Here is a 26,222-nt window from a genome sequence, read left to right on the forward strand (position 1 = left end):
GGCATACCGTGACGATTCGGACTGGACCGATTCGCCGACTCGACGACAGAAGGGCCTTCACATGTCCGGAGCACTGACCCGGCGCACGCTCATCGCGGGCGCCTCCGCAGCGGGTCTGGCGCTGACCCTCGCGCCTGCCGCCACCGCCGCCGAGCCCACCGCGTACGCCGCGTTCCGCCTCGTCCGCACCCGGCCCAACACCCCGAGCGTCCCCGAGATCACGCTACCCGCCGGCTACAGCATCCTGGCCGGCACCCGCTACTCCGTCGCCAGCCGCGCGGAGTACTACACGTTCGTCGTCGGACCCCGCAACGACGCCGGCGTGGAGATCGCGGTGCGCTGGCCCGGCGTCGCCGTCGAGACCGTCGTCCATCAGGACACGCACCTGACGATGCGCCCCGATCCCGCCGACGGCGACCGGTTCACCTTCACGCTGCCGGTCCGGCAGTCGTCGGCCGACGCGAACCAGCCGACGCTGCAGGTGTGGAGCATCCCGGAGAACGTGCCCGGGATGCACTGGCGCATCGAGCACAACGACCCCGACCGCGTCGCCGGCCCGTGGACGACGGTGCCGTGGCCGGCCGGCCAGGTCCGCTCGGTCGTGCACCAGCTGGTCGCCGCGAACTACATCTGCCACGCGTCGGGGCTGGTCGCGACGGCGGCGGCGAAGGGCCACCGGTGGGTGCTGATGGGCTTCGAGACCAACAACACCCTGCACCCCGACAACCCGCCGCACTGGCACATCTCGTACAACTCCGGCGCGGACTTCAGCGCCAAGACGCACAACCCGCACCTGTGGTTCGACAGCGACGGCCGCAACTATTACAACGGGATGGACGTCACCGGCCTCGGGCGGCTGCGCTACTACGTCGGCGATCCGGCCCCGATGTACGACTTCATCGGCACCGCGAACGGCGGCCGGGGCAACCTCACCTGCACGATGACGCTGCGCGAGGACGGCGGCATCGACATCGCCGCGCCCACCGGACCGACGTACGCGATCGCCGCCGGCCGCGACGGCACCCTGCTGGAGGAGGTCACGGTGCTGCGCGACGGTGCGCCGTGGCTGCGGGTCGCGACCATCGACCGCGTGCGGTTCGGCGTCACCGCGATCGAGGTCACCGGCCTCGCCGACTCGCGGGAGAGTGCGTCGCGGGTGCTGCGCTACGACCGCCTCACCGGCGTCCTGCGGTAGGCGCGCGGCCGGCGCCTCGGCCCGGAAGAATGAGGTGCGTGCAGCTTCCACACCCCGTCACCGGCGACCCGTTTCCCAGTCCCGTCCCGCCGGGGACCGGCTGGCCGGGCGACCAGGCTGACGCGGACACACCGGTGGCGACGTCCGCGGACGACGTGGTGAGACTGGCGACGGACGCGTCGCTGGGGGAGGTGGTCGCGCGGTCGTCGGTGTGCCGGGCCTGCCCGCGCCTGGTGACCTGGCGCGAGGACGTCGCACGGGAGAAGCGGAAGTCGTTCGCCGACCAGCCGTACTGGGGCCGGCCGACGCCGGGCTGGGGCGACCCGCGGCCGCGGGTGCTGGTGTTCGGCCTGGCACCCGCGGCCAACGGCGGCAACCGCACCGGCCGGGTCTTCACCGGCGACCGCAGCGGCGACTGGCTCTACGCCGCGCTGCACCGTGCCGGGCTGGCCAACCAGCCGACGGCGACGCACTCCGGCGACGGCCTGGAGCTGATCGGCGCCCGCATCATCGCCGCCGTCCGCTGCGCACCGCCGGACAACAAGCCGACGCCAGGGGAGCGCGACGCCTGCGCGCCATGGCTGGACCGCGAGGTCGAGGTGGTGCTGCCGACGGTGCGCGCGGCGGTCGCGCTCGGCTCGTTCGCCTGGGCCGCCGCGCTACGGACGCTCGGCCGGGCCGGGCTGACGGTGCCCCGGCCGCGGCCGGCGTTCGGGCACGGCGCCGAGGTGACGCTGCCCCTGGAGGACGGGTCGGCGGCGACGGCGCCGGTGCGGCTGATCGGCAGCTACCACCCGAGCCAGCAGAACACCTTCACCGGCAAGCTCACCGAGGCCATGCTCGACGACGTGTTCGGCCGGGCGGCAGCGGCCGGCTGACGCCACTCGTATCAGCCCGGCAGCGTTCCGCTCTCGATCTCTCGGACCTCGACGCCGCCGCCCTCGCGGAGGACGGGGTTCCGCTCGGCGATCGCGACAGCGGCGTCGAGGTCGGCCGCTTCGACGACGCCGACGCCCGCGACGACCTCCTTGGTCTCCAGGAACGGGCCGTCGGTGACGCCGTCGGCGCGCACCGACCGCGCTTCGGTGCCAGGCTGCAGCGCATACGCCGCGACCATCGTGCCGGCGGCCGCCAGCTCGTCGGCGTGCCGGTCGTGCTCGGCGCGGTCCGGCGCCGTGCCGGTCGGCTGGGCCGGTGCGTAGATGAGGATCAGGTAGTGCGCCATGAGGGTCCCTTCTCGTCGTTGCCTACACCGATCCGTCACACGGCGGCGGCCGGAATCGACAACCTGCGCCGTAGCATTCTCGTCCAGTCGGCGCGGTGTGGCAGAGCGCACGGTCAAATGGCTTGTGAATCTGTTCACAAGCGCTACGCTGGAGACATGAACGGGAGAGTCGGACGCACCGGAACCCCGCACATCCTCATCGTCGGCGGCGGGTACGTCGGCATGTACACCGCGCTGGGGCTCCAGCGCGCCCTGAAGCGGAGCCAGGCGCGCATCACCGTCATCGACCCGCGTTCGTACATGACCTACCAGCCGTTCCTCCCCGAGGCGGCGGCCGGCTCGCTGGAGCCGCGGCACGTCGTCGTGCCCCTCCGGCGGGTGCTGAAGCGCTGCCACGTCATCACCGGCGAGGTCACCTCGATCAGCCACGCCACCAAGTCGGTCACCGTCAAGCCGGAGATCGGCGAGGAGTACCAGCTCGGCTACGACATCATCGTCATTGCGCTCGGGTCCGTCTCGCGGACGCTGCCCATCCCCGGCCTCGCGGAGGTAGGCATCGGCTTCAAGCAGATCGAAGAGGCCATCGCGCTGCGCAACCACGTCCTCGACCGGCTCGACGTCGCCGCGTCGACCACTGACCCCGAGCTGCGCAAGCGGGCGCTGACGTTCGTCTTCGTCGGCGGCGGATTCGCCGGTGTAGAGGCGCTCGGCGAGCTGGAGGACATGGCCCGCTACGCGCTGCGGTACTACCCGCAGCTCCAGCCCAGCGACATGCGCTGGGTGCTGGTCGAGGCGGCCGGGCGCATCCTGCCCGAGGTCGGTCCCGAGATGGGCGAGTACACCGTCGTCGAGCTGAGCAAGCGCGACATCGAGATCCGCCTCGAGACGCTGCTGAAGTCCTGCGTCGACGGCCACGTCGTGCTGTCCAAGGGCCGGCCGTTCGACGCCGACACCATCGTGTGGACCGCCGGTGTCAAGGCCAACCCGGTCCTGGCCAACACCGATCTGCCGCTGGACGAGCGGGGCCGCATCCGCTGCCTGCCGGAGATGCGCATCGACGGCCTCGAGGACGCATGGGCGGCCGGCGACAACGCCGCCATCCCCGACCTCACCGCCGGCAAGCCGGAGGTCTGGACGGCGCCCAACGCCCAGCACGCGGTCCGTCAGGCGAAGCTGCTGGCCAAGAACATCGTCACCGCGCTCGAGGGCGGCGTGCCGAAGCCGTACAAGCACAAGTACATCGGCTCGGTCGCCAGCCTCGGCCTGTACAAGGGCGTCGCACACACCTACGGCGTCAAGGTGCGCGGCTTCGCGGCCTGGTTCATGCACCGCACGTACCACATGAGCAAGATGCCGACGTTCAACCGCAAGGCCCGCGTGGTGGTCGACTGGACCCTGGCGCTGCTGTTCAAGCGCGAGGTGGTCACGCTCGGCCGCATGCGGATGCCACGCGAGGACTTCCGCCGGGCCGCGCAGCCGGTCGCGCCGCGGGCCGAGCAGCCCGCGCCGTCCGAGCAGCGCCAGGCGGAGAACGCCGCCACGGCGGGCGGCCGGCTTCCGCGCGGCTGAGCCACCGCGCGGCCGCCGGTGCTGCGCCGGGTCGATCCGGCGCCGCCCGCCGTGGGCACCCCCCGGCCGAAAGCCGTGGCAGCGACCCCACCGGTCTCGCTAGCCTGGAGGCCGTCCGCGAGGTCCCAGGCGGCGGCGAGTCCCACAAAAAGACTCGCGTGGCGGGTGGGTGTTCGGACAGGAGGTCGCCATGTCCACTGGGGGAGCGGCGGGACGCATCGCCGGTCTGCTCGAGCGGCTGCTGGGGCGCCCGCTGCCGCTGGGCATCCGCACCTGGGACGGCGCGCACGCCGGTCCGGCGGACGGCCCGGTGCTGGTCATCCGCTCCCGCCGGGCGCTGCGGCGGCTGCTGTGGCAGCCCGACGAGATCGGCCTGGCCCGCGGCTGGGTAGCTGGCGAGATCGACGTCGAGGGCGACCTTGACGAAGCGCTGACCAGGCTCGACGACACCCTGCGCGAGCTCGGTGACCGCGGCCGGTTCACCGCCGCCGACCGCGCCGAGGTGATCCGGCTGGCCGTCGTGCTCGGCGCCGTCGGACCGCCGCTGAAGCCGCCGCCGGAGGAGGTCCAGCTGGCCGGCGACCGGCACTCCAAGCGCCGCGACCAGGCCGCCATCAGCCACCACTACGACGTCGGCAACGACTTCTACGAGCTGGTCCTCGGCCCGTCGATGACGTACTCGTGCGCCTACTGGCCCGGCGACGACGCCACGCTCGAGGAGGCCCAGCGGGCTAAGAACGAGCTGATCTGCCAGAAGCTCGGGCTGCGGCCCGGCATGCGGCTGCTCGACGTCGGCTCCGGCTGGGGCTCGCTGGTGCTGCACGCCGCCGAGCACCACGGCATCGAGGCGGTCGGTGTGACGCTCTCGGTGCCGCAGGCCGAGCACGCCAAGCAGCGGGTCGCCGACGCCGGCCTGTCCGACGCCGTCGAGATCCGCGTGCAGGACTGGCGCGACGTCGCCGACGGCCCGTACGACGCCATCGCCAGCGTCGGCATGGCCGAGCACCTGGGCGCGGCGATGTGGCCGGAGTACGCCGCCCGGCTGTACAGCCTGCTGCGGCCCGGCGGGCGGCTGCTCAACCATCAGATCGTGCGGTCCGGGCGGCCGCGGGCCGGCGGGCTGGCCCGGCCGAGGCGCACGTTCATCGACGCCTACGTGTTCCCCGACGGCGAGCTGATCCCGATCGGCGACGTCGTGAGCCGGCTGGAGGCGGGCGGGTTCGAGGTGCGCGACGTGCACGCGCTGCGCGAGCACTACGCCCGCACGCTGCGCGCCTGGGTCGCGAACCTGGAACGCGGCTGGCACCGCGCCGTCGATCTGGCCGGTGAGGGCCGGGCTCGGGTATGGCGGCTCTACATGGCGGCGTCGGCCGTCTCCTTCGACGCCGCTCGCATCGGCGTCGACCAGGTGCTGGCGGTTCGCCCACATCGCGACGGCCGAAGTGACCTGCCGATGGTGCGTCCGGTTGGATGGAGCCTGTGAGCCTCATCGCCGTCACCGTCATCGGACACGACCGCCCCGGCATCATCGCCGACGCCACCGCCGGCCTCGCCGGGCTCGGACTGAACCTCGAAGACTCCACCATGACCCTGCTGCGCGGGCACTTCGCCATGATGTTGATCTGCTCAGGCGACCGGTCGCCGGCGGAGGTCGAGGACGCGCTGGCCCCGCTGACCGCCGACGGACGGCTCCAGGTGTCCGCCCGCGCGGTGCCCGACGAGGACGCCGTGGACGTGCTGGGGCGGCGGCCGTACGTGCTGACGGTGCACGGCGGAGACCGGCCCGGCATCGTCTCGGCCGTCACCCGCGTCCTGGCCGCGGCCGGTGGCAACATCACCGACCTCACGACCCGGCTCACCGGCGACCTCTATGTCGCCGTCGCCGAGGTCGACCTCCCCGCCGACGCCGACGCGGACGCCGTCGCGATGCGGCTGCGCGACGCCGGCACCGAGCTGGGCGTGGGCGTCACCCTGCGGCCGCAGGAGACCGACGTCCTGTGAGCATCGCCGACTGGACCGAGGCCGACCTCGGGGTGCCCGGCCGCGTCCTGACCGTCGTCCGCGCCCCCGACCCCGTGCTCTCCACGCCGTCGCCGCAGGTCGACCCCGGCGACCCTGAGGTCGTGCAGCTCGCCGCGGACCTCGTCGCCACCATGCGGGTCTCGCCCGGCTGCGTCGGCCTGGCCGGCTGCCAGGTCGGCGTCTCCGCCCACGTCTTCGCCGTCGACGTCAGCCAGCATCCCAAGACGCGCACCACCCACGGCACGTTCGTGCTCTGCAACGCCGAGGTGGTCGAGGCGACCCGCAAGGAGAAGGGCCGCGAGGGCTGCATGTCCGTCCCCGACCTCACCGGCGACGTCAAGCGCGCCACCCGGCTGACGGTGCGCGGACTGCTGCCCGGCAGCGGCGAGGAGTTGACCGTCGAGACCGACGCGTTCGAGGCCAGGGCCCTGCAGCACGAGATCGACCACTGCGCCGGTTTCCTGTTCCTCGACCGCGTCGCCGGCGCCCACGCCGTCTTCCCGCGGCAGACCTACCTGTAGGCGGCGCCGGGCGCCTTCGCCAGTGATGCGTGATCCGATCGTGTCCGTAATGGGAGGTTTCGCCGGGAGACAGGCGGCCCACCGGGCGCGATACTGGGGTCGGCCCCCGTAGCCCAATCGGCAGAGGCATCAGCCTTAAAAGCTGAACAGTGTCGGTTCGAGTCCGACCGGGGGCACCGACAAGGCCGGCGCACGTCACCCCCCCAGCGCCAACCACCGGCAGGGTGGGGCCGCACGACCTCCAGCGCGCTTGTCACGGCAAGCAACTGTCCAACGACTCTGGGTCGATGCGTGCCTCGCCCATTCCTCGCGAGTTCTCAGTCATGAGCACTACTCGTTATCGGTAACGTATTCTGGAGCCTGTGCCGCTCGAGGCGCGGCCACTGATCCCGGCTCTGGAGCTCGCATGACCGATCGACGCGAGGCCGCTGGCACGGACGCGGCCGTGACCATCTACGACGTCGCGAAGGCGGCCGGCGTGAGTGCGATGTCCGTGTCCCGGGTGATCAACGGCAAGGCCGGTGTCAGTTCGGAGACCGCGGCGCGCATCGAGACGGCCATTCAGGCGTTGGGCTTCCGGCCGAATCGGATGGCGACCAGTCTGCGGCGCAGGCGCGGGCTGTCACTGCTGGGCATGGTGGTCCCGGATCCGTACACGCCGCTGTTCACCGAGATCGCGGTGGCCGCAGACGCCGCGCTGCGGGAGCGCGACCTGATCGTGGTGACGGCCAGTTCCGGCCGCGACCCGGCGCGCGAGCGGGCGCTGGTCGGCTCGTTCATCGACCGCGGGCTCGACGGTCTGCTGCTCTTCTCCGAGGACGACGACCACCGCTATCTGCTGCCCGAGGTGCAGCGTGGCCGGCCGGTCGTCTTCCTGGGCGCTCCTGCCGTGGGCGTGGAGGCGGCGGCTGTCCTCGTCGACAACCGCGGCGGCGCACGGCTGGCAGTCGAGCATCTGCTCGAGCGGCGACATCAGCGCATCGGCATCATCACCAGCACCACCGGCTTCCCCGCCTCCGAGCGGCTCGCCGGCTATCGGCAGACGCTCGCGGCGCACGGCGTTTCGGTGGACCCGCGGCTGGTGCAAAGGGTGCCGCATACGCGGGAGGAGGGCGGCCGGGCGGCGCGCCGCCTCCTGGACCAGTCCGACCCGCCGACGGCGATCTTCTGCACGAACTACCTGCTCACGGCCGGGGTGCTGCCCGCACTGCGCGAAGACGGCTGGAACGGAGCGCTCGTCGCCTTCGACGACTTCGAGGCTGCCACCCTCGCCGATCCGCCCGTCACCGTCGTGACGCAGGACCCGCCCGCCATGGGCGAGATCGCGGCGCGGCTGATCGCCGAAGCCATCACCGGCACGGGGAACGGGCCGACCCGGATGGTCGTCCCGGCGCGGCTGATAGCGCGCGGTTCCGGCGAGCTGCCACCCGCGCGCTAGGATGCGTTATCGATAACAGTCCATCTGATGGGAACCTGAAGGAGTCGTCTGTGTCCGAGCGCCCGAATGTCGTCCTCGTCCACGGTCACGACATCGGCCGGTTCCTGTCGTGTCACGGACGGGCGTCCGTGCCCAGTCCGAACCTGGAGGCGTTCGCCGACGGTGCCGTGGTGTTCGACAACGCCTTCTCGACGGCGCCGCTGTGCACGCCGGCTCGCTCGTCGCTCTTCACCGGGATGTCGCCGCACGTGAACGGGCTCATGGGGCTGGCGCACGACGCTTGGCGGTACCGGCACAGTGTGCGGACGATGCCGGAGGTGCTGTCGCGATACGGGTACGACTCCGCGCTGGTCGGGCTTCAGCACGAGCATCCCGATCCGACGGTGCTGGGCTTCGGCGAGGTGCGCGGGATGGGGTTCCTGCCGCGGGCGTGGCCGGTCGCCGAGGAGGCCGCGGCCTGGCTGCAGGACCGACCGGCCGACGGGGCTCCGTTCCTGCTGACCGTGGGGATGTGGGAAGCGCACCGGCCCTGGCGCCCGGAGGACTACGAGTTCGCCGACCCCACGATGGTCGACGTGCCCGCGTTCCTGCCCGACAACGAGCACACGCGGGAGGACCTCGCCGGCTTCCACGGTGCGATCCGGCAGTTCGATGCCGCCGTCGGGCACCTGCTGCGGGCGATCGACGCCCATCCCGTCCGCGCGAACACGCTGGTCATCGTCACGACCGATCACGGCGCCGCGCTCCCGCGCGCCAAGGGCACGCTCTACGACCCCGGCGTCGAGGTCGCCCTGGTCATCAGGCCCCCGGCGGCCTGGGGGACCACGCCCGCGCGGACGACGACCATGGTGAGCCACCTCGACATCCTGCCGACCCTCGTCGAGCTCGCCGGAGGCGGCCCGCGGCCCGAGTGGGAGGGCCGCAGCCTCGTTCCGGACCTGCGCGGAGTCGCGCCGGACGAGGAACGCGAGCTGTTCTTCGAAAAGACCTACCACGACCGCTACGACCCGATCCGGGCCGTGCGTACCGGCCGCCACAAGCTGATCCGCAACTTCGCCGACGGGCCGCTCCTGACGCTCGCCAAGGACTTGGAGGAGAGCCCGACCCGCCGAGGGATGGGCGACGCGCACCTGGCGCCGCGGCCGGCCCTTGAGCTGTACGACCTGTTGGCCGACCCGGCGGAGCGGACGAACCTGGCCGGCGAGCCCGCGTACCAGCCGGTGCTCGCCGACCTGGAAGCCCGGCTCGACTCCTGGATGAAGGCGACCGCGGACCCGCTGCTCGACGGCGCCATCGACCGGCCGGCGCCGGCGTCCCGCCTGCTCGACGCTCAGCCGGACCTGCCGGCGCGCGCCGGCTGATCGGGAGGTTGCCATGCGCGCGATCGTGGTGATGTTCGACAGCCTCAACCGGAAACACCTGCCGCCCTACGACCCCGCGACGGCGACCATCGCCCCGAACTTCGAGCGGTTGGCCGCCCGCTCGGTCACCTTCGACACCTGCTACGCCGGCAGCATGCCGTGCATGCCGGCCCGCAGGGAGCTGCACACCGGCCGGTACAACTTCCTGCACCGCGGCTGGGGGCCGCTGGAACCGTTCGACGACTCCGTGCCGGAGATGCTGGGACAAGCCGGCGTGACGACCCACCTCGCCACCGACCACATGCACTACTGGGAGGACGGCGGCGCGACGTACCACACCCGCTACGGCACGTTCTCGCTGATCCGCGGCCAGCAGGGCGATCCGTGGAAGGGCTGGGTCGCGGACCCGCCAGTGACCGACGACCTGCGCGTGCGGCGCGGCGGGACGTGGCGGCAGGACCAGATCAACCGGCGGTACCTCACCGGGATCGCCGACCACCCACAGACCAGGACCTTCGACGCCGGCCTGGAGTTCATCGCCGACAACCACCGCGAACAGGACTGGTTCGTGCAGATCGAGACGTTCGATCCGCACGAGCCGTTCTTCAGCGACCCGTCCTTCGAAGAGCTCTACGACGATGGCGGCTACCGCGGGCCGGGCTTCGACTGGCCCGATTACATGCAGGTCATCGAGGACGACGCGGTCAGCGAGCGCGTCCGGCGGCACTACGCCGCGCTGGTGAGCATGTGCGACGCCTCACTCGGGCGGGTGCTGGACACGATGGACGAGTTCGGTCTCTGGGCTGACACGATGCTCGTCGTCTGCACCGACCACGGCTTCCTCCTCGGTGAACACGGCTGGTGGGGAAAGAGCGTCCCGCCCTGGTACGACGAGACGATCCACACGCCGCTGTTCGTCTGGGACCCCCGGTCCGGAGTCGCCGGTGAACGGCGCGACGCGCTCGTCCAGACCATCGACCTCGGTCCCACCCTGCTGGATCTCTTCGGCGTCGAGTCGACGCCGCACATGCAGGGGACGTCGCTGGCGCCGGTGATCGCGAGCGGGACGCCGGTTCGCGAGCTCGGCCTCTTCGGCGCGTTCGGCGGGCACGTGTCGATCACCGACGGGCGGTACGTCTACATGCGGGCCTGCGCGGACGAGTCCAACGGCCCGCTGTTCGAGCACACCCTCATGCCGACGCACATGCGAGGTCGGTTCACGACTGAGGAACTGCGCGACGCGCGCCTGCACCCGGGCTTCTCGTTCACCAAGCAGATGCCGGTGCTGGAGTCGCCCGGCCACGTCGCGTCCAACCCCTACCACTTCGGCACGCAGCTGTTCGACCTGCACGCCGATCCCGAGCAGGCCAGTCCGCTGGTCGACACCGCCCTCGAGCTCAGGATGGCGACGGCGCTCCGGGACCTGCTGATCGAGAGCGAGGCGCCTGAGAGCCAGTTCGCCCGGCTCGGGCTCCCCGCCGACGGCGCGGTGACCACGCAGCATCTGCTGTGCGAGGCGCAACGCGAGCGGGTGCTGGCGTCGACGCGGCCGGCGCCGGCGATCGACGAGTTCCCGGATTCCCGGCTGAGCGTGCGGACGCCGGTCGGCGAGTTGATGGCCGACCAGCGAGCCGCGCGCATCCTCGCCGACTACTGCCGGCCGCTCACCGTGGCGCCGTTCGGCCATATCTGTTCGGCGATGTCGCTGTACCGGGCCGCGTCCCTGATGATCGGCGTGTTGCCATGGCCGCTCCTCGCCGAGGCCGCGGAGCGGCTGGCGGCGCTGGACGAGTGACGGCGGTCCCGGGTCAGCCGATGACGGTACGGGCGACGGACAGGAAGTTCTCGAGCAGTGCCGAACGGTTCCAGCGCCGATAGGCGAACCAGAGCGCGGCATGGAGGTCGGCGGGATCCAACGGCACGGACACCGTGCCGGCGCGTGAGATCGACGCCATCGACGCGGCCTGGATGGAGACCCCGATGCCGGCGGCCACCAGGGCGAGCTGGGCTTCGAGGGTGTCGCCCAGAGCCTCGACGCGCGGCTCGAAGCCCTGCGCGCGGCACCCGTCGATCAGCAGGTCGTAGAACGACGAGCCGAGATGGCGGTGCCAGAAAACGTAGTTCTCGTCGAACAACTCGCCCAGTGAAATGAGCGTCCGGTCGGCGAGCCGGTGATCTTGCGGGAGAAAGACGACGAAGGACTCGTCGAGGATCTTCAACGTCTCGACCGATCGATTATTGGAGACTCGCCGAACCACTGCCGTGTCCAATTCTCCGGACAGGATTCCGCGTTCCTGCGTTGAGCTGTCGCGAGAGTGGGTCAGCTCGATAACGCTACGCGGTGAGACCTTTCGGAACTGCCGGAGAATGTCCGGCAATGGGCCGTTGAGGCCGGCGCCGAGCGAACCGATCACGATGTGGCCCGTGCGTCCCGCGCGGTAGTCATCGACCAGCACCTTGGTGCGATCGACCGAGGCGAGCGTCTGTCGAGCGGCGTCGAGGACCTGCTCGCCGATCTCGGTCAGGCTGATCTCCCGGCTGGTGCGGGTGACGAGTTCGACGCCGAGCTCGGCCTCGAGCTTGTTGAGTTGCTGGCTGAGTGCGGGCTGGGTGATTCCCAGCCGGCGAGCGGCTCGGCCGAAATGTAGCTCATCGGCCAGTACGTTGACGATCTCGAGCTGACGAAGCTGCATAAGTGAATCTTATCGAACTATCAGTCATTTGCGGTTGAGCGCCCTCGGATGCCGTGGGTTGAATCGTGGTCGTGAGCCACGCCAGCAGCGACACGCCGCCGAATATCGTCGTCATCCTGGCCGATGACATGGGATTCGGGGATTTCGGGTCGTTCAACGGGGGAATCAACTCCACACCGGAACTCGACGACCTCGCCGCTGCGTCGCTGGTGCTCACCCAGCACTATTCGGCCTCCCCGGTCTGCGCGCCCGCCCGTGCCGCTCTGCTGACCGGACGGTACCCGCAGCGCACCGGCGTGATCGACACGCTGGAGGCGCGGGGAACCGACCGGCTGGGCCTCGGCGAGGTGACACTGGCCGACGTCTTGAACCGCCATGGTTACCGCACCGGCATCGTCGGCAAGTGGCACTCCGGCGCCGTTGGTGCCGCCTACGGCCCGACGCGTCGTGGGTTCGACGAGTTCACCGGGTTCCGCGGTGGATGGCAGGACTACTGGGACTGGAGCCTCGAAGCCGACGACGAGGGCAGGGTCACGGCGGACGGCCGCTACCTGACGGACGTGCTGGCCGACGAGGCGGTCGGCTTCATCCGCCGGAACGCGGCACGGCCGTTCTTCTTGCACGTCGCCTTCAACGCGCCGCACTTCCCGTTCCAGGCGCCCGAAGAGCTCGTGGCGAGACACCGGGCGCCGGGCCGGACCGAGGTGGTCGCCACGATCTACGCGATGCTGGAGATCATGGATCGCGGTGTCGGCCTGATCCGGCAGGCACTCGCCGACGCCGGCCTGAGTGAACGGACCATCCTGCTGTTCTCCAGCGACAACGGGCCCGATCACGGCGGCGTGGGTGAGCGGTCGGCGGCCCGGTTCAACGCCGGCCTCGCCGGTTCGAAACAGCACGTCTACGACGGTGGCATCCGGGTGCCGGCCATCATGCACTGGCCTGGAGTCATCGCCCCGGGCACCAGCGACCGGTTCGTCCACCTGACCGACTGGTTCCCGACGCTGCTGGCGGTCGCCGGCGTGCCGGCCTCCGCGGGCCCGCCGCTCGACGGCCACGACGTCTCGCCCCTGCTACGAGGCGAGGCGCCCGCCGACGTGCCGAGGTTCTGGCAGTGGACGCGGTACCGGCCGATGCGGGAGTCGAACGCCGCGATGCGCGACGGTCGCTGGAAGCTGGTCCGTCCCGCCCTGCCGGGGACCCTGGACCTGCGGCCCGAGGACGAACTCGTCGACATCGACATCAAGCGCCATCCCGGCCGGTACCCCGACGTCGACGACACCGACGCCCCGCTCCACGCCGGCCCGGAGCCGCCATCGGCACGGCTCTTCGACCTGGAGAGCGACCTCGGTGAGAGCCGGGACGTGGCCGCGGATCACCCGGACGTCGTCGCCAGGATGCAGGCGGAACTGGACCGGTGGTTCGAGGACGTGGAGCGGGACCGGCTGCGCGGGGGATCCGCCGGCACGGCGCAGGAGGTGCAGCGCTGATGCCGCAACGACCGGTCAACGTCGTCCTCGTCCTCGCCGACGACCTCGGCTGGGGCGACCTCAGCTGCTACGGCGCCACCCGGATCCAGACCCCGCACCTGGACCGGCTCGCCGCGGAGGGCATCAGCTTCCACGACGCGCATGCGGCGTCCGCCGTGTGCACGCCGAGCCGCTATGCCATCCTGACCGGGCGGTACAGCTGGCGGAGCCCGCTCAAGCACGGGGTCCTGATGGGGCACGGGCCGGCGCTGATCGAACCGGGCCGGCCCACCCTCGGCTCGGTGTTCAAGACGCACGGCTACCGCACCGCGGCCATCGGCAAGTGGCATCTCGGCCTGGGGTGGAAGCATCGGGACGGATCGACCTGGGACGCCTTCCGCGGCGATCCCCTCGAGTACGAGCTTGGCGATCCCCTTGCGCGCCATCGCGACAAGGACTTGGACTTCGGCGCCGGCATCGACTACGCCCAGCCCTTCACCGGCGGGCCGGTGGACCTCGGGTTCGACTACTTCTTCGGCATCGCCGGGTCGCTGAACATGCCGCCCTACGCGTTGCTCGCACAGAACCGGACCGTCGGCCTGCCCCAGCAGGAGAAGCGCCGGTTCCTGCCGGGGCAGCGGCCCGGCTACGAGACCCCGGACTGGGACGAGCGCGAGGTCGACCTCAGATTCACCGGGGAGGCGGTCCGCTTCATCGAGCGCAGCGCCGGACTGCCGTTCCTGCTGTACTTCGCCCCGTCCGCGCCGCATCGTCCCCAGGTGCCGCCGGACTTCCTCCGCGGCGTCTCGGACGCCGGGCCGCGCGGGGACTCAGTCGTCTTCGTCGATTGGATGGTCGGACAGCTCACCGAGGCGCTCGAGCGCGCCGGCGTGCTCGACGACACGTTGATCGTGTTCACCAGCGACAACGGCGCCCCGACGATCTTCGCCGACGAGGTGGACCTCGAGGTGCACCGGCCCAACGGCCCGTGGCGCGGGCAGAAGGGCGACCTCTGGGACGGCGGCCATCGCGAACCACTGATCGCCCGGCTCCCGGGCGTCGTCCCGGCCGGGACGACCAGCCCGGCCCGGTTCGGCCTGATCGACCTGCTGCCCAGTATTGCCGGGCTGCTCGACGTGCCGCTGCCGGCCGGTGCGGCACCCGACGGCGTCGACCGTTCCGGACGACTGACCGGCGCGCCGGGCACACCGGACGACCTGCTCGTCCACCACAGCATGGGCGGGGCCTTCGCCGTCACCCGCGGCCGCTGGAAGGCGCTCTTCTCGCCCGGCTCGGGAGGAGGACTCTCCGATCCGGAGAGCGACCTCCTCGGCCCCGACGACCCTTCGGGCCAGCTGTTCGACGTCGAGGACGATCCCGGCGAGCAGCGCAACGTCTGGACCGAGCATTCCGACGTGGTGCACGACCTGTACCGCGAGCTGATCCGCATCGTCGGCGGAGACGCCGACCTCGATCCCGGTGGGCGCACCGCTCACCCCGACCAGAGGAGAACCGCATGACACGACGCAGACGTCGTGCCGCTGCACTCCTGACCGCGGCGACGGCCGCCGCGCTCGCCGCGAGCTGTTCGTCGACCGGGCCGAACGCGTCGCCCGGCGACCTGACCGAGCTCAATCTCTCCGCCGTCGAGGCCCCTTGGCTCGACGGCTACAAGAAGATCATCGAGCAGTACGAAGCCGAGACCGGTGTGCAGGTCAACCTCACCTCCTTCCCCTTCGACGGCCTGATGACCCAGCAGGCCAACGCTGCGCAGATCGGCTCCAACGCCTTCGACCTCTTCCTGCTCAACGAGCAGTGGGTCGGCCTGTTCTACGACCAGCAATGGGTCCGGCAGCTGACCGATGTCGACCCGGCCTTCTCGTGGGACCCGGACCTCATCGAGTTCGACGGCGTCGGACGCTGGGACGCGGACACCCGGACCACGTCGCTCGACGGCGAGCCATACGCCCTCCCGATCAACGGCAACATCCACGAGTTCATGTACCGCACCGACCTCTACGAACAGCTGGGGCTGCAGGTGCCGACCAGCTGGGACGAGGTCGTCGCGAACGGGGAGCGCGCCGTCGACCAGGGCGTGGCCGACGACGGCTACGTCCTGCGCGGCAAGACGCCGACCTACGACTTCAGCGCTGTGCTGTTCTCCTACGGCGGCTCGTGGTTCGCCGACGAGGCCGCGGGCGACTGGACGCCGGCGGCCGACACCGACGAGTTCCGCGCCGCGCTCGAACAGTTCAAGGCGCTGGCCGGCGTCGGGCCGCCGGCCCCGCAGACCATCGCGCAGGCCGAGGCGATCTCGCTGATGCAGGGCGGGACGGTGCTCCAGGCAGCTCTGGTGACGGCCAATGCCGCCCCGCTGGAGAATCCGGAGGCCTCGCACGTGGCCGGGAACATCGGCTACGCGGTGATGCCCGGCCGGACCCCGGTGAGCGGCACCTGGGTCCTCGGCGTGCCCACCGGGCTGCCGGACGAACGAGCCGAGCTCGCCTACGACTTCCTCACCTGGCTGACCAGCAAGGACACGATGCAGGCGTGGGCTGACGGCGGCGGGGTGACGACGCGCAGCGACGTCACCAGCGACCGGCCCGACCTGCGCGTCATCATCGAGTCGGCCGACGACGTCCGCGGCGGTCTGCGCTATCCCTTCACCCCGGCGATGCTCGACGTCACCGACCCGGCGATCAGCCAGTACCTGGCCGGTGACCTCAGCCTGGACGCCGCCGTGGAGGAGATCCAGGACGGCCTCGTCGGCGTAGTCACGAATGCGGGGTTCCTGGAATGAGCACTCGACTGGAAATCGCGCCCCGTATCGCGCCGTCCGGCACCACCTCGCCGGCGGCCCGCCGGCCGTTCCCCTGGTTCAAGTACCTGGCCGTCGCGCCGCTGGCCGTGGTGTTCGGCGGGCTGGTCGCGTATCCCGTCGGGCTCCTGGTATGGATGGCCTTCGGGCGGGTCCGCCTCGTGGCCGGCGAGTTCCGCTGGGAGTCAGTGGGTCTGGACAACTTCGCGCGGATGCTCGACGACGAGACGTTCCTCATCTCCTTGAAGAACTCCGCCGTCTTCATCACCGCGACGGTCGTGCTGACGCTCGTCCTCGGGATCGTGCTCGCGCTGGCCACCGACGGGCTGGTCCGCGGCAGGCAGATCGCGCAGAACGTCGTCATCTGGCCGGCCATCGTGGCGCCCGTGGTGATCAGCGTGGTCTGGTTGCTGATCCTCAGCCCGCAGATCGGCCTGCTCAACCGCGTCCTCGTGTCGCTCGGTGCCGATCCACAGGCGTGGCTCGGCGACAATCTCGGCGCGATGGCCAGCATCATCGTCGTCGACGTGTGGCACTGGACGCCGATCGTGTTCCTCTTCGTCTACACGGCCCTGCGCGGCATCGACCCGTCGGTCCTGGAGGCCGCCAGCGTCGACGGCGCCGGCTACCTGCGCAAGGTCCGCCATGTCGTGCTGCCGTTGCTCGCTCCGGCGATCGCCGGTGCCGCGGCGATCCGGCTGATCATGGGCGTGAAGGCGTTCGACGAGATGTACCTGCTCACGTTCGGCGGGCCCGGCACCGCGACGACGGTCATCACGATCTACCTGCGATCGGTGTTCTTCGACGCATTCGAGTACGGCTATGGCGCTGCCCTGAGCATCACGGTCGTCGGGCTCGTCCTCGGCGTGCTGATCCTCTCCTTCGTCGTCCGCTCGCTGATCCGGAGGACTACTCGTGGCTACTGAGCAACCGACACACGGACGCACCACGGGCCGATGGATCGCCGGGGTGATCCTCGGCGGCGCCGCGGTCGCCACGATCGTCCCGCTGGTCTGGATGATCATGATCGCCTTCCAGAGCCCTCGTGCCATCATCGCGCCGGACTGGGAGTTCGACTTCTCGCTGGACAACTTCGCCGAGATCTTCGACACCGACGCCGTCTTCGGCACGCAAGTGGTCAACAGCCTCGTGCTCGTGCTCGCGGCGACCGCTCTGACGCTGGTGATCAGCGCCTTCGCGAGTTACAGCCTGAGCCAGCTGCACTGGTCGCGGCGGACGGTGCTCGTCGTGCTCACCCTCGCGGGCCTGCTGCAGGTGATCCCGCCCATGACGCTGGTCCCCGGGCTCTATGTGACCCTGCTCAACTACGACCTCGTCGGTACCCTCGGCGGGCTGATCCTCCTGAACACCGTGTTCAACCTGCCCTTCGCCGTGATCATGACGAAGTTCTACTTCGACACGATCCCTGGCGAGCTGCGCGAGTCCGCGTCGATCGACGGCGCCGGTGAACTGCGGGTGTTCCGGGCCGTGATGCTGCCATTGGCGGCGCCCGGCATCGCCGCCGTCGCGATCTTCACAGCGATCCAGGTGTGGAACGAGTTCCTCTTCGGGCTGGTCTTCACCGCCGGAGGCAGGGAGGCTCCGATCACCGTCGGCATCGCGGCGCTGATCCAGCCGCAGGAGATCAAGTTCGGCGCCATGGCCGCCGTCGGCGTGGTCACGGCGGTTCCGATCGTCCTGCTCGCCGTGGTCGCCAACCGGCAGATCGTGGCGGGGCTGACGAGAGGCGCGGTCAAGGGGTGATGGCGTCCGCCCTGAGGCAGGACCGGCGGCCCGAGGGCCGGTCCGTTGTGGGCATCGCACAAGCTACCCGCCGAGACCTTGTACTCCAGGTCGCACGCACGGGCGTGCATTCGCCTGACAGGGTCGAATGGTGCCAGACATCTCCCGTATCGCGATCGTCAACCGGGGAGAAGCCGCCATGCGGCTCATCCACGCCGTGCGAGATCTCAACGCCAGATCCGGACCCGCGGACGAGACCGCCACGATCCGCACGATCGCGCTCTACACCGACGTCGATGCGTCGGCCGCGTTCGTCCGGGAGGCCGACGAGGTCCACCTGCTGGGCGCGGCCGCCCAGCGGCCGTACCTCGACCTGGCCAAGCTGGAGCAGGCCCTGACGAAGACCCGCGCCGACGCGGTCTGGGTCGGCTGGGGATTCGTCGCCGAGGATCCGAGCTTCGCCGATCTCTGCGACAAGCTCGGCATCACGTTCATCGGCCCGAGTGCGGAGGCGATGCGCCGGCTGGGCGACAAGATCGGTTCCAAGCTGATCGCGGAAGAGGTGGGCGTCCCGGTCGCGCCGTGGAGCCGCGGCGGCGTCGACACGCTCGAGGACGCGCTGGCCGCGGCCGAGCGCATCGGCTACCCGTTGATGCTGAAGGCCAGCGCGGGTGGTGGTGGCCGCGGCATCCGCCGGATCACGTCGCCGGCCGAACTCACCGACGCCTACCAGCGCACCAGGGACGAGGCCGAGCGCGCCTTCGGCAGCGGCGTCGTATTCCTGGAACGGCTGGTCACCGGCGCTCGGCACGTCGAAGTGCAGATCATCGCCGACGGGCAGGGCACCGCCTGGGCCGTCGGCGTCCGGGACTGTTCCATCCAGCGCCGCAACCAGAAGGTGATCGAGGAGTCCGCCTCACCGCTGCTGCCGCCGGACGCCGTCGCCGAGGTGAAGGCCGCGGCCGAGCGGCTGGCGATCGCCGTCGGGTACGCCGGGGCCGGCACGGTCGAGTTCCTGTACCACCCGGCGGAGAAGTCGTTCGCGTTCCTGGAGGTGAACACCCGGTTGCAGGTCGAGCACCCGATCACCGAGGTGGTGACCGGGCTGGACCTCGTCTTGCTGCAGCTCCAGATCGCCGCCGGAGCGCCGCTCACGGGGGAGCGCCCGGTCGAGCGCGGCCACGCCGTCGAGGCCCGGCTGAACGCCGAGGATCCCGACCGCGACTTCGCTCCGGCGCCTGGGCGGATCAGCCGGCTGGAGGTCCCCACTGGACCCGGGATCCGGGTCGACACGGGCGTCGCCGAGGGTGACACCATCCCGGCCGACTTCGACTCGATGATCGCCAAGATCATCGCGTACGGCGCGGACCGTACTGAGGCGCTGGCCAGGCTGCGCCGGGCGCTGACCGAGACCACCGTGGTGATCGAGGGCGGCGCGACGAACAAGAGCTTCGCGCTGGAGCTTCTGGATCAACCCGAGGTGGCCGGGCCCTTCGACGCGGAGGGCCGCGTGCTGGACGGGGGCGACGCCCTGGTCTGTGCGGACACCGGGTGGATCGACCGGGTCCGGGCCGAGGGCCGTCTGGTGTCCCGGCGGCACGCGGGGGTGGCGCTGGTCGCGGCCGCGATCGCGGCCTACGAGGAGTCCGAGCGGGTCGAGGTCACCCGTTTCCTGGAGACCGCTCGCGGCGGCCGGCCGCAGACCCAGCACGAGCCCGGCCAGGTGATCCAGCTCGAGCTGCGCGGTGTGACGTCGACGATGACGGTACGGCGGAGCGCGGCCGGCACCTATCAGGTCGGGCTGGTCGACGCGGCCGGCACCGAGCAGGTGGTCGAGGCACGGCTGGACCGGCTGGACGAGGTGCATGGCCGGCTGCGCATCGGCGATCACACCTTCCGCCTGGTCACGGCGGCCCATCCGCCGGTGCACCTGGTCGAGGTCGACGGCGTCACGCACCGGGTCAGCCTCGCCGAGGGCGGCATGCTGCGCGCTCCGGCGCCCGCGCTGGTGGTCGCCACCCCGGTCGCCGTCGGTGAGGAGGTCGCGGCCGGCGCGCCGGTTCTGGTGCTGGAGTCGATGAAGATGGAGACGGTGGTGCCTGCCCCGTTCGCCGGACGGGTCAAGGAGCTGGTCGTTCGCGCCGGGAGCCAGGTCGAGACCGGCGCCCCGCTGGCGCGGCTGGAACCGATCGACGACGCGGCCCCGGCACCGTCGGACGCACAGCGCGCCGGCGACGACCCGGCGGCCGAGGTCACGGCATTGCGGCCGATCCGGACCGAGCGGGAACAGGCGATCGCGGCCCTCGACCGGCTGCGTGGACTGTTGATGGGCTACGACGTCGATCCGGACGAGCGTCGCGCGGCCATCGCGGACTACCTGCGGCTGCGCGATCACCTGGACGACGACCGGCCCCGCGTGCTGCGTGCCGAGATGCGGCTGCTCTGGCTGTTCACCGACTTCGCCGAGCTGAGCCGCAACCGGCCGGCGGGAGACGAGGCGCACACGGAACTGCGCGTGCACAGCACCCGCGAGCACTTCCACACGTTCCTCCAGTCGCTCGACCCCGAGCGCGGCGGGCTGCCGGAACAGTTCCGTGAGCGGCTGCTGCGCGTGCTGCGGCACTACGGCGTCACCGATCTGGAGCGCACGCCGGAACTGGCGCAGGCGCTGTTCCGGATCTTCCTGGCCCAGCAGCACGCCGAGACCGACGTGGAGATCGCCACGGCCATCCTGCAGCGGTGGCTCGCCGAGCCGAGGCCGGCGACCGGCTTGGCCCGGGCCGCCCGGGCCGAGCTGGAGCGGATGGTCCGGGCGACCCAGCTGCGCTTCCCCGTGGTGGGCGATCTGGCCCGGTCGATCCGGTTCCGCTGGTTCGACCAGCCCCTGGTGGACGCCGAGCGGCGTCAGGTGCTGGACGGCGTCGCCGCCGAGGTGCGCGCGTTGACCTCTGCCGACGCGCCCGATCGGGAGCAACGAATCGAGGCGCTGACGCAGATCCCCGAGCAACTGGTCGGATTCCTCCGCGACCGGTTGTTCGAGGACTTCCCGATGACGGAGCCGCTGCTGGAGGTGCTGATCCGCCGGCACTACCGCGAGTACGCGCTGCGCGACGTGACCGTGACCGAGGTGGCCGGCCGCCCCGTGGTGTCGGCCGAGTTTCAGTCCGACGAGCACGGCCCGACCAGGGTGATCTCGACCATCGCCGACATCGCCGAGCTGTCCGCCGCTCCCTCCGCCGAGGATGGTCTGGCCACGGCGCTCGGCGGCCGGCTGGCCGCCGACCACGACAACGTGGTCGAGATCTACCTGCGCTGGGGCGGCATGCCGGCCGATCCGCAGGGCGCGTCGACGCGGCTCAACGCGTTGATCAGTGCCCAGCCGTACGCGGCCCGCGTCCGGAGGATCTCGGTGGCGGCCTGCCCGGAGCCTGGCCGCGACGTCGACTACTTCACCTTCCGGCGGGCGCCGGACGCGGCCGAGCCGGCCCTGGTGGAAGACGACCTCGTTCGCGGGATGCATCCGATGGTCGGCCGCCGCCTCAACCTGTGGCGCTTGATCCACTTCGACGTCACCCGGCTGGACGCACCGGGCGACGTGATCCTGTACGAGGCCGTTGCCAAGACCAACCCGGCCGACCGGCGGCTGATCGCCTGCGCGCAGGTCCGGCAGCTGGCGGTCGTCCGCGACGACGCCGGGCGGGTGATCGGCCTGCCGCATGCCGAGCGGGCGGTCGAGCACTGCCTGGAGGCGATCCGCCGGGTCCGCACCGCCCGCGGCCGTGCGGGTGCCCGGCTCGACGTGAACCACGTCTGGGTGACCGTCTGGCCGGTGGTCGAGGCCGACGTCGACCAGCTCACTGCGCTGCAGTCCAAGATCACGCCGCTCAGCGAGGGCGCCGGGCTCGAGGAGGTGCTGGCCCAGGGGCGGGTCGCCGACCAGGACGGCGCTCTGCACCCGATCGCCATCCGGTTCCATGCACGGCCCGGTGCCGGCACGGCCGCCGACGTGATCGCGCCGCCGACGCAGCCGCTGGCGCCGCTGGACGACTACGCCGCCAAGGTGCTCAGGGCGCGCCGTCGCGGACTGGTCTATCCCTACGAGCTGGAGTCGGTGCTGGCCGGTGGCGGCACGCTGACCGAGCTCGACCTCGACGACCACGGCGCACTGGTGGAGGTCACCCGGCCCCGCGGCCGCAACAGTGCCGGGATCATCGTCGCCAAGGTGACGACGCCGACGAAGCTCTATCCCGAGGGCGTGACCCGGATCGTGCTCTGCGGCGACCCGACGAAGTCGCTCGGTGCGCTGGCCGAGGCCGAATGCGCCCGGGTGATCGCCGCGCTCGACCTCGCCGAGGACCTGGCGGTGCCGGTCGAGTGGTTCGCGCTGTCCGCCGGCGCCCGGGTGGCGATGGATTCCGGCACCGAGAACATGGACTGGGTGGCGGCGGCGCTGCGGCGTATCGTCGAGTTCACCCAGCGCGGCGGCGAGATCAACGTCGTGGTGGCCGGCATCAACGTCGGTGCCCAGCCGTACTGGAACGCCGAGGCGACCATGCTGATGCACACCCGCGGCGTGTTGATCATGACCCCGGACTCGGCGATGGTGCTCACCGGCAAGCAGACGCTGGACTTCTCCGGCAGCGTGTCGGCCGAGGACAACTTCGGCATCGGCGGGTACGACCGGGTGATGGGCCCGAACGGACAGGCCCAGTACTGGGTGCCGGACCTGGCCCGTGCGCTGGGCGTCCTGATGGCGCACTACGAGCAGACGTACGTGCTGCCAGGAGAGCCCGGGCCGCGGGTCGCGGTCAGCGCCGACGCCGACGATCGGGACATCTCGTCCTACCCGCACGGCGGCGAGTTCGCCACCGTCGGTGACGTGTTCTCCGCCGCCGCGAACCCGGACCGGAAGAAGCCCTTCGACATCCGGACGGTGCTGCGGGCCGTCGCCGACGCCGACGCGCCGCTGCGCGAACGGTGGGCCGGGATGGCCGACGCGGAGACCGCGGTCGTCACCGACACCCGGCTGGGCGGGCATTCGGTGAGCCTGATCGGGATCGAGTCCAAGCCGGTGCCGCGACGCGGGTTCCCACCCACCGACGGGCCGGACACCTATACCGCCGGGACGCTGTTCCCGCGGTCGTCGAAGAAGATCGCCCGGGCCATCAACGCGGCGTCCGGCAACCGGCCGCTGGTGGTGCTGGCCAACCTGTCCGGCTTCGACGGGTCGCCGGAGTCGATGCGCAACCTGCAACTGGAGTACGGCGCGGAGATCGGCCGGGCAGTGGTCAACTTCCGTGGCCCGATCGTGTTCTGCGTGATCTCCCGCTATCACGGCGGTGCCTTCGTCGTCTTCTCCAAGCGGCTCAACCCGCAGATGACGGTGTTGGCCCTGGAGGGCTCCTACGCCTCGGTGCTCGGCGGAGCGCCGGCCGCGGCCGTGGTGTTCTCCGCCGAGGTCGACAAACGGGCGGCCGCCGACCCGGCGGTCGTCGCCCTGGAGCGGAGGATCGAGGCCGCCTCGGCGACCGAGCGGGGGCCACTGCTGGTCGAGCTGGCCGAGCTCCGAGCGGCGTTGCGGGCGGACAAGATCTCCGAGGTGGCGGCCGAGTTCGACCGCATCCACAGCATCCGGCGAGCCGTCGAGGTCGGATCGGTGGACAAGGTCGTCTCGGTCGCCGAACTGCGGCCCGCGATCATCGCCGCGATCCGTTGGAGGCGTGCCTGACCGGCAACAAACATCTGCGACGACGTCAGACCTCGCGGTCGGCTGCCACCGCGTCTCAGAGTTCTCTGATATGCCTCTTTTATCATCGGGATCATGGCGAGACGTCCCCGGCTCGTTCTGGTGGCGGGCATCGCCGCGGCCGCGGTGATCGCCGGCGCGCCGCTGCCGGAAGCGCAGGTCGAGCAGGTGCCGGCGACCGGCCGGTCCGAGCGTCCGTCCGCCGCTCCCTCGCCGGGTGTCACCCCGCCGGCACCGTCGACGGAAGACGCCCGGGAGACGCTGCGACTGGCGTTCGCCGGCGACGTCCACTTCGAGGGCGCGTACCGGGACGTGCCGTCGACTGCCGGTTCCACGCTCGGCCCGATGTCGGACGTGCTGAGTGCTGCCGACCTCGCGATGGTCAACCTCGAGTCCGCGCTGACGCTGCGGGGTGAGCCGGCCGCCAAGGAGCTCGAGGACCCGTCGAACCGCTTCTGGTTCCGCACGGGTCCGGCCGCACTCGACGTGCTCGCTCGTTCCGGTGTGGATGTCGTGTCCGTCGCCAACAACCATGGGGCGGATTTCGGCCCGACGGGCCTGAGCGACACCATCGCGGCCGCCGAGACGGGCGCCGTGCCCGTCGTCGGCGTCGGGCGCAACGACCGGCAGGCGTTCGCGCCCCACCGGGTCGACGTCAAGGGCACCGACATCGCCATCCACGCCGCCGACGCGTCGCCCGCCGAGAGCGCGGACGCCAGCTGGGCCGCCGCACCCGGAACGGGGGCAGGCCTCGCGTCCGCACGCGGTCCGGGAGCCGACGCACTCGCGGCCGCCGTCCGCGAGTCGGCGCGGACCGACGACCTCGTGATCGTCTACCTGCACTGGGGCGAGGAGTACAACGCCTGCCCGACCGAGACGCAGCAGAGCCTCGCCGCGACACTCGGCGCGGCCGGCGCGGACATCGTCGTCGGGACGCACGCGCACACGCCCGCCGGGGCCGGTCTGCAGGGCGATACGTACGTCGCCTACGGGCTCGGGAACTTCCACTGGTACCACGGCCGGGCCCCGGAGAGCGGCGTGCTCCTGCTCTCCGTCCGCGGCGGCGAGGTCGTCGGCGACGAGTGGCTGCCGGGACGGATCGGCCCCGATGGTGGCGGCCCGGTCCCGCTCACCGGCAGCGCACGGACCGCCGCCGTCAGCGCGTGGCAGGAGTTGCGGGGCTGCACCGACCTCGCCCCCGGGCCCGGCCCCGACGCGGCGGCCGGCGACGCCGGCCAGCCGCCCGTTTCAGGCGGCGCCGAGCACGGCCTGCCCGACTTCGCGTCGTCGATCGCGCCGATCGGCCCCTCAGTGAGCCTGACGATGCGCAGCCACGACCCCGCGACGTGCCCGGTGCCGCTCACCGACCTGCGCCACGTGGTCGTCACCCATGTCGGGTTCGACGGCCGCGCCCGCCGCGGCGAGCTTGTGGTGCACGCGGACGTCGCGGCCGACGTCGTCGGCGTGTTCGCCGCACTTTACGCCGCCCGGTTCCCCATCGAGCGGATGCTGCTGATCGACGAGTACGGCGGCGACGACAACGCCTCCATGGCGGCCAACAACACGTCCGGCTACAACTGCCGCCGCGTCGCCGGCCAGTCGAACTGGTCGAACCATGCCTTCGGGCGAGCCATCGACATCAACCCGGTCCAGAACCCGTACGTCGTGGACGGCGAGGTGCGGCCGCCCACCGCGCTCCCGTTCCTGAACGTGGACCGGACCGAGGGCGCCCCGTCCGTCCCCGGCGTCATCCGCGACGGCGACATCGTGCGCCGCGAGTTCGAGCGGATTGGCTGGGAGTGGGGCGGCCTGTTCTCCGACCCCGACTACCAGCACTTCAGCGCGCCCGGCCCGGCCGGCTAGGACCGCCACCGAATCCTTGTCGATCACGGAGAACCGCCCCTTTCGCCGCGCTGGAAAGGGGCGGTTCTCCATGATCAACGTCATGTGTGGGTTCACCTAGGGGACGAGGACGAGCACGATCGCGAGCAGGACGTGTGGCATCGCGACGAAGAAGAGGAAGGCGCCGACGATCAGCGGCAGCGCGCTCGCGTCGGACGACGCCGGCGCCGGGTGCGGCGCATCCGCCGGCCGCGCCGCACCCGCCGGGCGCGCTGGACCCGCCGGGCGGGGAGCGCGCGGTCCCGGAGAGGGCGAGGCCGGCGGAACGTCGCCGGGCGCGGCCCGCTGATCGAGGAGCGCGTCACGCGCGGCGACCAGCCGCCGGAAGGCGCGCGCGTCGCCGCCGGTGTCCGGGTGCCCGCCCCGGAGGACCTCGCGGCGGAACGCCTGGGTCACCTGTCGTGGGGTCGCGTCCCGCCGCACTCCGAGCACCTCGTGCGGGTCCGCGCCGACGTATGCGGTCATACTCATACGACGCCCGGCGGCGGCGATCTGTGACATCGAGTGTTCACCCGCCATG

General features: G+C 71.4%; 19 protein-coding genes and 1 tRNA gene. 17 read left to right on the forward strand and 3 right to left on the reverse strand.

Going from position 1 to position 26,222, the window contains the following annotated elements:
- The first annotated feature begins 61 nt into the window (after window positions 1-61).
- Both E1262_RS07700 and E1262_RS07705 read left to right on the forward strand, forming a co-directional pair.
- The gene (locus E1262_RS07700; protein WP_132102555.1) at window positions 62-1,195 is read left to right on the forward strand and encodes a hypothetical protein; all 1,134 of its coding nucleotides are present in this window, start codon (window positions 62-64) and stop codon (window positions 1,193-1,195) included.
- 29 nt (window positions 1,196-1,224) lie between these two features.
- Window positions 1,225-2,073, forward strand: coding sequence for a uracil-DNA glycosylase (locus E1262_RS07705; protein WP_132102556.1), 849 nt, complete (start codon window positions 1,225-1,227; stop codon window positions 2,071-2,073).
- 11 nt (window positions 2,074-2,084) lie between these two features.
- On the opposite strand, the gene E1262_RS07710 is transcribed toward E1262_RS07705, so the two are convergent.
- The gene (locus E1262_RS07710; RefSeq protein WP_132102557.1) at window positions 2,085-2,420 is read right to left on the reverse strand and encodes a YciI family protein; all 336 of its coding nucleotides are present in this window, start codon (window positions 2,418-2,420) and stop codon (window positions 2,085-2,087) included.
- Window positions 2,421-2,576: 156 nt separating this feature from the next.
- Between E1262_RS07710 and E1262_RS07715 the strand changes: the two genes are divergently transcribed.
- The 8 genes from E1262_RS07715 (at window position 2,577) to E1262_RS07750 (ending at window position 11,126) form a co-directional block, all read left to right on the forward strand.
- On the forward strand, window positions 2,577-3,989 hold the full coding sequence (locus E1262_RS07715) for an NAD(P)/FAD-dependent oxidoreductase (RefSeq protein ID WP_132102558.1): 1,413 nt from the start codon (window positions 2,577-2,579) through the stop codon (window positions 3,987-3,989).
- Window positions 3,990-4,179: 190 nt separating this feature from the next.
- Window positions 4,180-5,472 carry an SAM-dependent methyltransferase gene (locus tag E1262_RS07720; RefSeq protein ID WP_132102559.1) on the forward strand — a complete coding sequence of 431 codons (1,293 nt, stop codon included), beginning with the start codon at window positions 4,180-4,182 and terminating at the stop codon, window positions 5,470-5,472.
- Window positions 5,469-5,990, forward strand: a complete 522-nt coding sequence (locus E1262_RS07725; protein WP_132102560.1) for a glycine cleavage system transcriptional repressor — start codon at window positions 5,469-5,471, stop codon at window positions 5,988-5,990. The genes E1262_RS07720 and E1262_RS07725 overlap by 4 nt, the downstream gene beginning before the upstream one ends.
- On the forward strand, window positions 5,987-6,532 hold the full coding sequence (locus E1262_RS07730) for a peptide deformylase (RefSeq protein ID WP_132102561.1): 546 nt from the start codon (window positions 5,987-5,989) through the stop codon (window positions 6,530-6,532). The genes E1262_RS07725 and E1262_RS07730 overlap by 4 nt, the downstream gene beginning before the upstream one ends.
- Before the next feature lie 102 nt (window positions 6,533-6,634).
- Window positions 6,635-6,708 (forward strand) — tRNA-Leu (locus E1262_RS07735).
- Between the two features lie 230 nt (window positions 6,709-6,938).
- Entirely contained in the window at window positions 6,939-7,970 is a 1,032-nt protein-coding gene (locus tag E1262_RS07740; protein ID WP_132102562.1) for a LacI family DNA-binding transcriptional regulator, read from the forward strand.
- Between the two features lie 50 nt (window positions 7,971-8,020).
- Window positions 8,021-9,331 carry a sulfatase family protein gene (locus tag E1262_RS07745; protein ID WP_132102563.1) on the forward strand — a complete coding sequence of 437 codons (1,311 nt, stop codon included), beginning with the start codon at window positions 8,021-8,023 and terminating at the stop codon, window positions 9,329-9,331.
- Between the two features lie 13 nt (window positions 9,332-9,344).
- Window positions 9,345-11,126: a sulfatase gene (locus tag E1262_RS07750; RefSeq protein WP_132102564.1), complete on the forward strand. Its 1,782-nt coding sequence runs from the start codon at window positions 9,345-9,347 to the stop codon at window positions 11,124-11,126.
- A gap of 13 nt (window positions 11,127-11,139) precedes the next feature.
- On the opposite strand, the gene E1262_RS07755 is transcribed toward E1262_RS07750, so the two are convergent.
- Entirely contained in the window at window positions 11,140-12,024 is an 885-nt protein-coding gene (locus E1262_RS07755; protein WP_132102565.1) for a LysR family transcriptional regulator, read from the reverse strand.
- 71 nt (window positions 12,025-12,095) lie between these two features.
- On the opposite strand from E1262_RS07755, the gene E1262_RS07760 reads away from it, so the two are divergent.
- The 7 genes from E1262_RS07760 (at window position 12,096) to E1262_RS07790 (ending at window position 25,663) form a co-directional block, all read left to right on the forward strand.
- Window positions 12,096-13,514 carry a sulfatase-like hydrolase/transferase gene (locus E1262_RS07760; protein ID WP_132102566.1) on the forward strand — a complete coding sequence of 473 codons (1,419 nt, stop codon included), beginning with the start codon at window positions 12,096-12,098 and terminating at the stop codon, window positions 13,512-13,514.
- A complete protein-coding gene (locus E1262_RS07765) occupies window positions 13,514-15,013 on the forward strand; it encodes a sulfatase family protein (protein ID WP_132102567.1) in 1,500 nt (499 codons plus the stop codon). Before E1262_RS07760 ends, E1262_RS07765 begins: the two co-directional genes overlap by 1 nt.
- Window positions 15,010-16,293 carry an ABC transporter substrate-binding protein gene (locus E1262_RS07770; protein ID WP_132102568.1) on the forward strand — a complete coding sequence of 428 codons (1,284 nt, stop codon included), beginning with the start codon at window positions 15,010-15,012 and terminating at the stop codon, window positions 16,291-16,293. The genes E1262_RS07765 and E1262_RS07770 overlap by 4 nt, the downstream gene beginning before the upstream one ends.
- On the forward strand, window positions 16,290-17,237 hold the full coding sequence (locus tag E1262_RS07775; protein ID WP_132102569.1) for a carbohydrate ABC transporter permease: 948 nt from the start codon (window positions 16,290-16,292) through the stop codon (window positions 17,235-17,237). Before E1262_RS07770 ends, E1262_RS07775 begins: the two co-directional genes overlap by 4 nt.
- Window positions 17,227-18,075: a carbohydrate ABC transporter permease gene (locus E1262_RS07780; protein ID WP_203453660.1), complete on the forward strand. Its 849-nt coding sequence runs from the start codon at window positions 17,227-17,229 to the stop codon at window positions 18,073-18,075. Before E1262_RS07775 ends, E1262_RS07780 begins: the two co-directional genes overlap by 11 nt.
- Window positions 18,076-18,253: 178 nt before the next feature.
- Window positions 18,254-23,782, forward strand: a complete 5,529-nt coding sequence (locus tag E1262_RS07785; RefSeq protein ID WP_203453661.1) for an ATP-binding protein — start codon at window positions 18,254-18,256, stop codon at window positions 23,780-23,782.
- 93 nt (window positions 23,783-23,875) lie between these two features.
- Window positions 23,876-25,663, forward strand: coding sequence for a CapA family protein (locus E1262_RS07790; RefSeq protein WP_132102571.1), 1,788 nt, complete (start codon window positions 23,876-23,878; stop codon window positions 25,661-25,663).
- A gap of 96 nt (window positions 25,664-25,759) precedes the next feature.
- Here E1262_RS07790 and E1262_RS30820 read toward each other — a convergent pair whose 3' ends face one another.
- Entirely contained in the window at window positions 25,760-26,167 is a 408-nt protein-coding gene (locus E1262_RS30820) for a J domain-containing protein (RefSeq protein WP_203453662.1), read from the reverse strand.
- Window positions 26,168-26,222: the final 55 nt, after the last annotated feature.

This window comes from Jiangella aurantiaca, from assembly GCF_004349105.1.
Lineage (GTDB): Bacteria > Actinomycetota > Actinomycetes > Jiangellales > Jiangellaceae > Jiangella > Jiangella aurantiaca.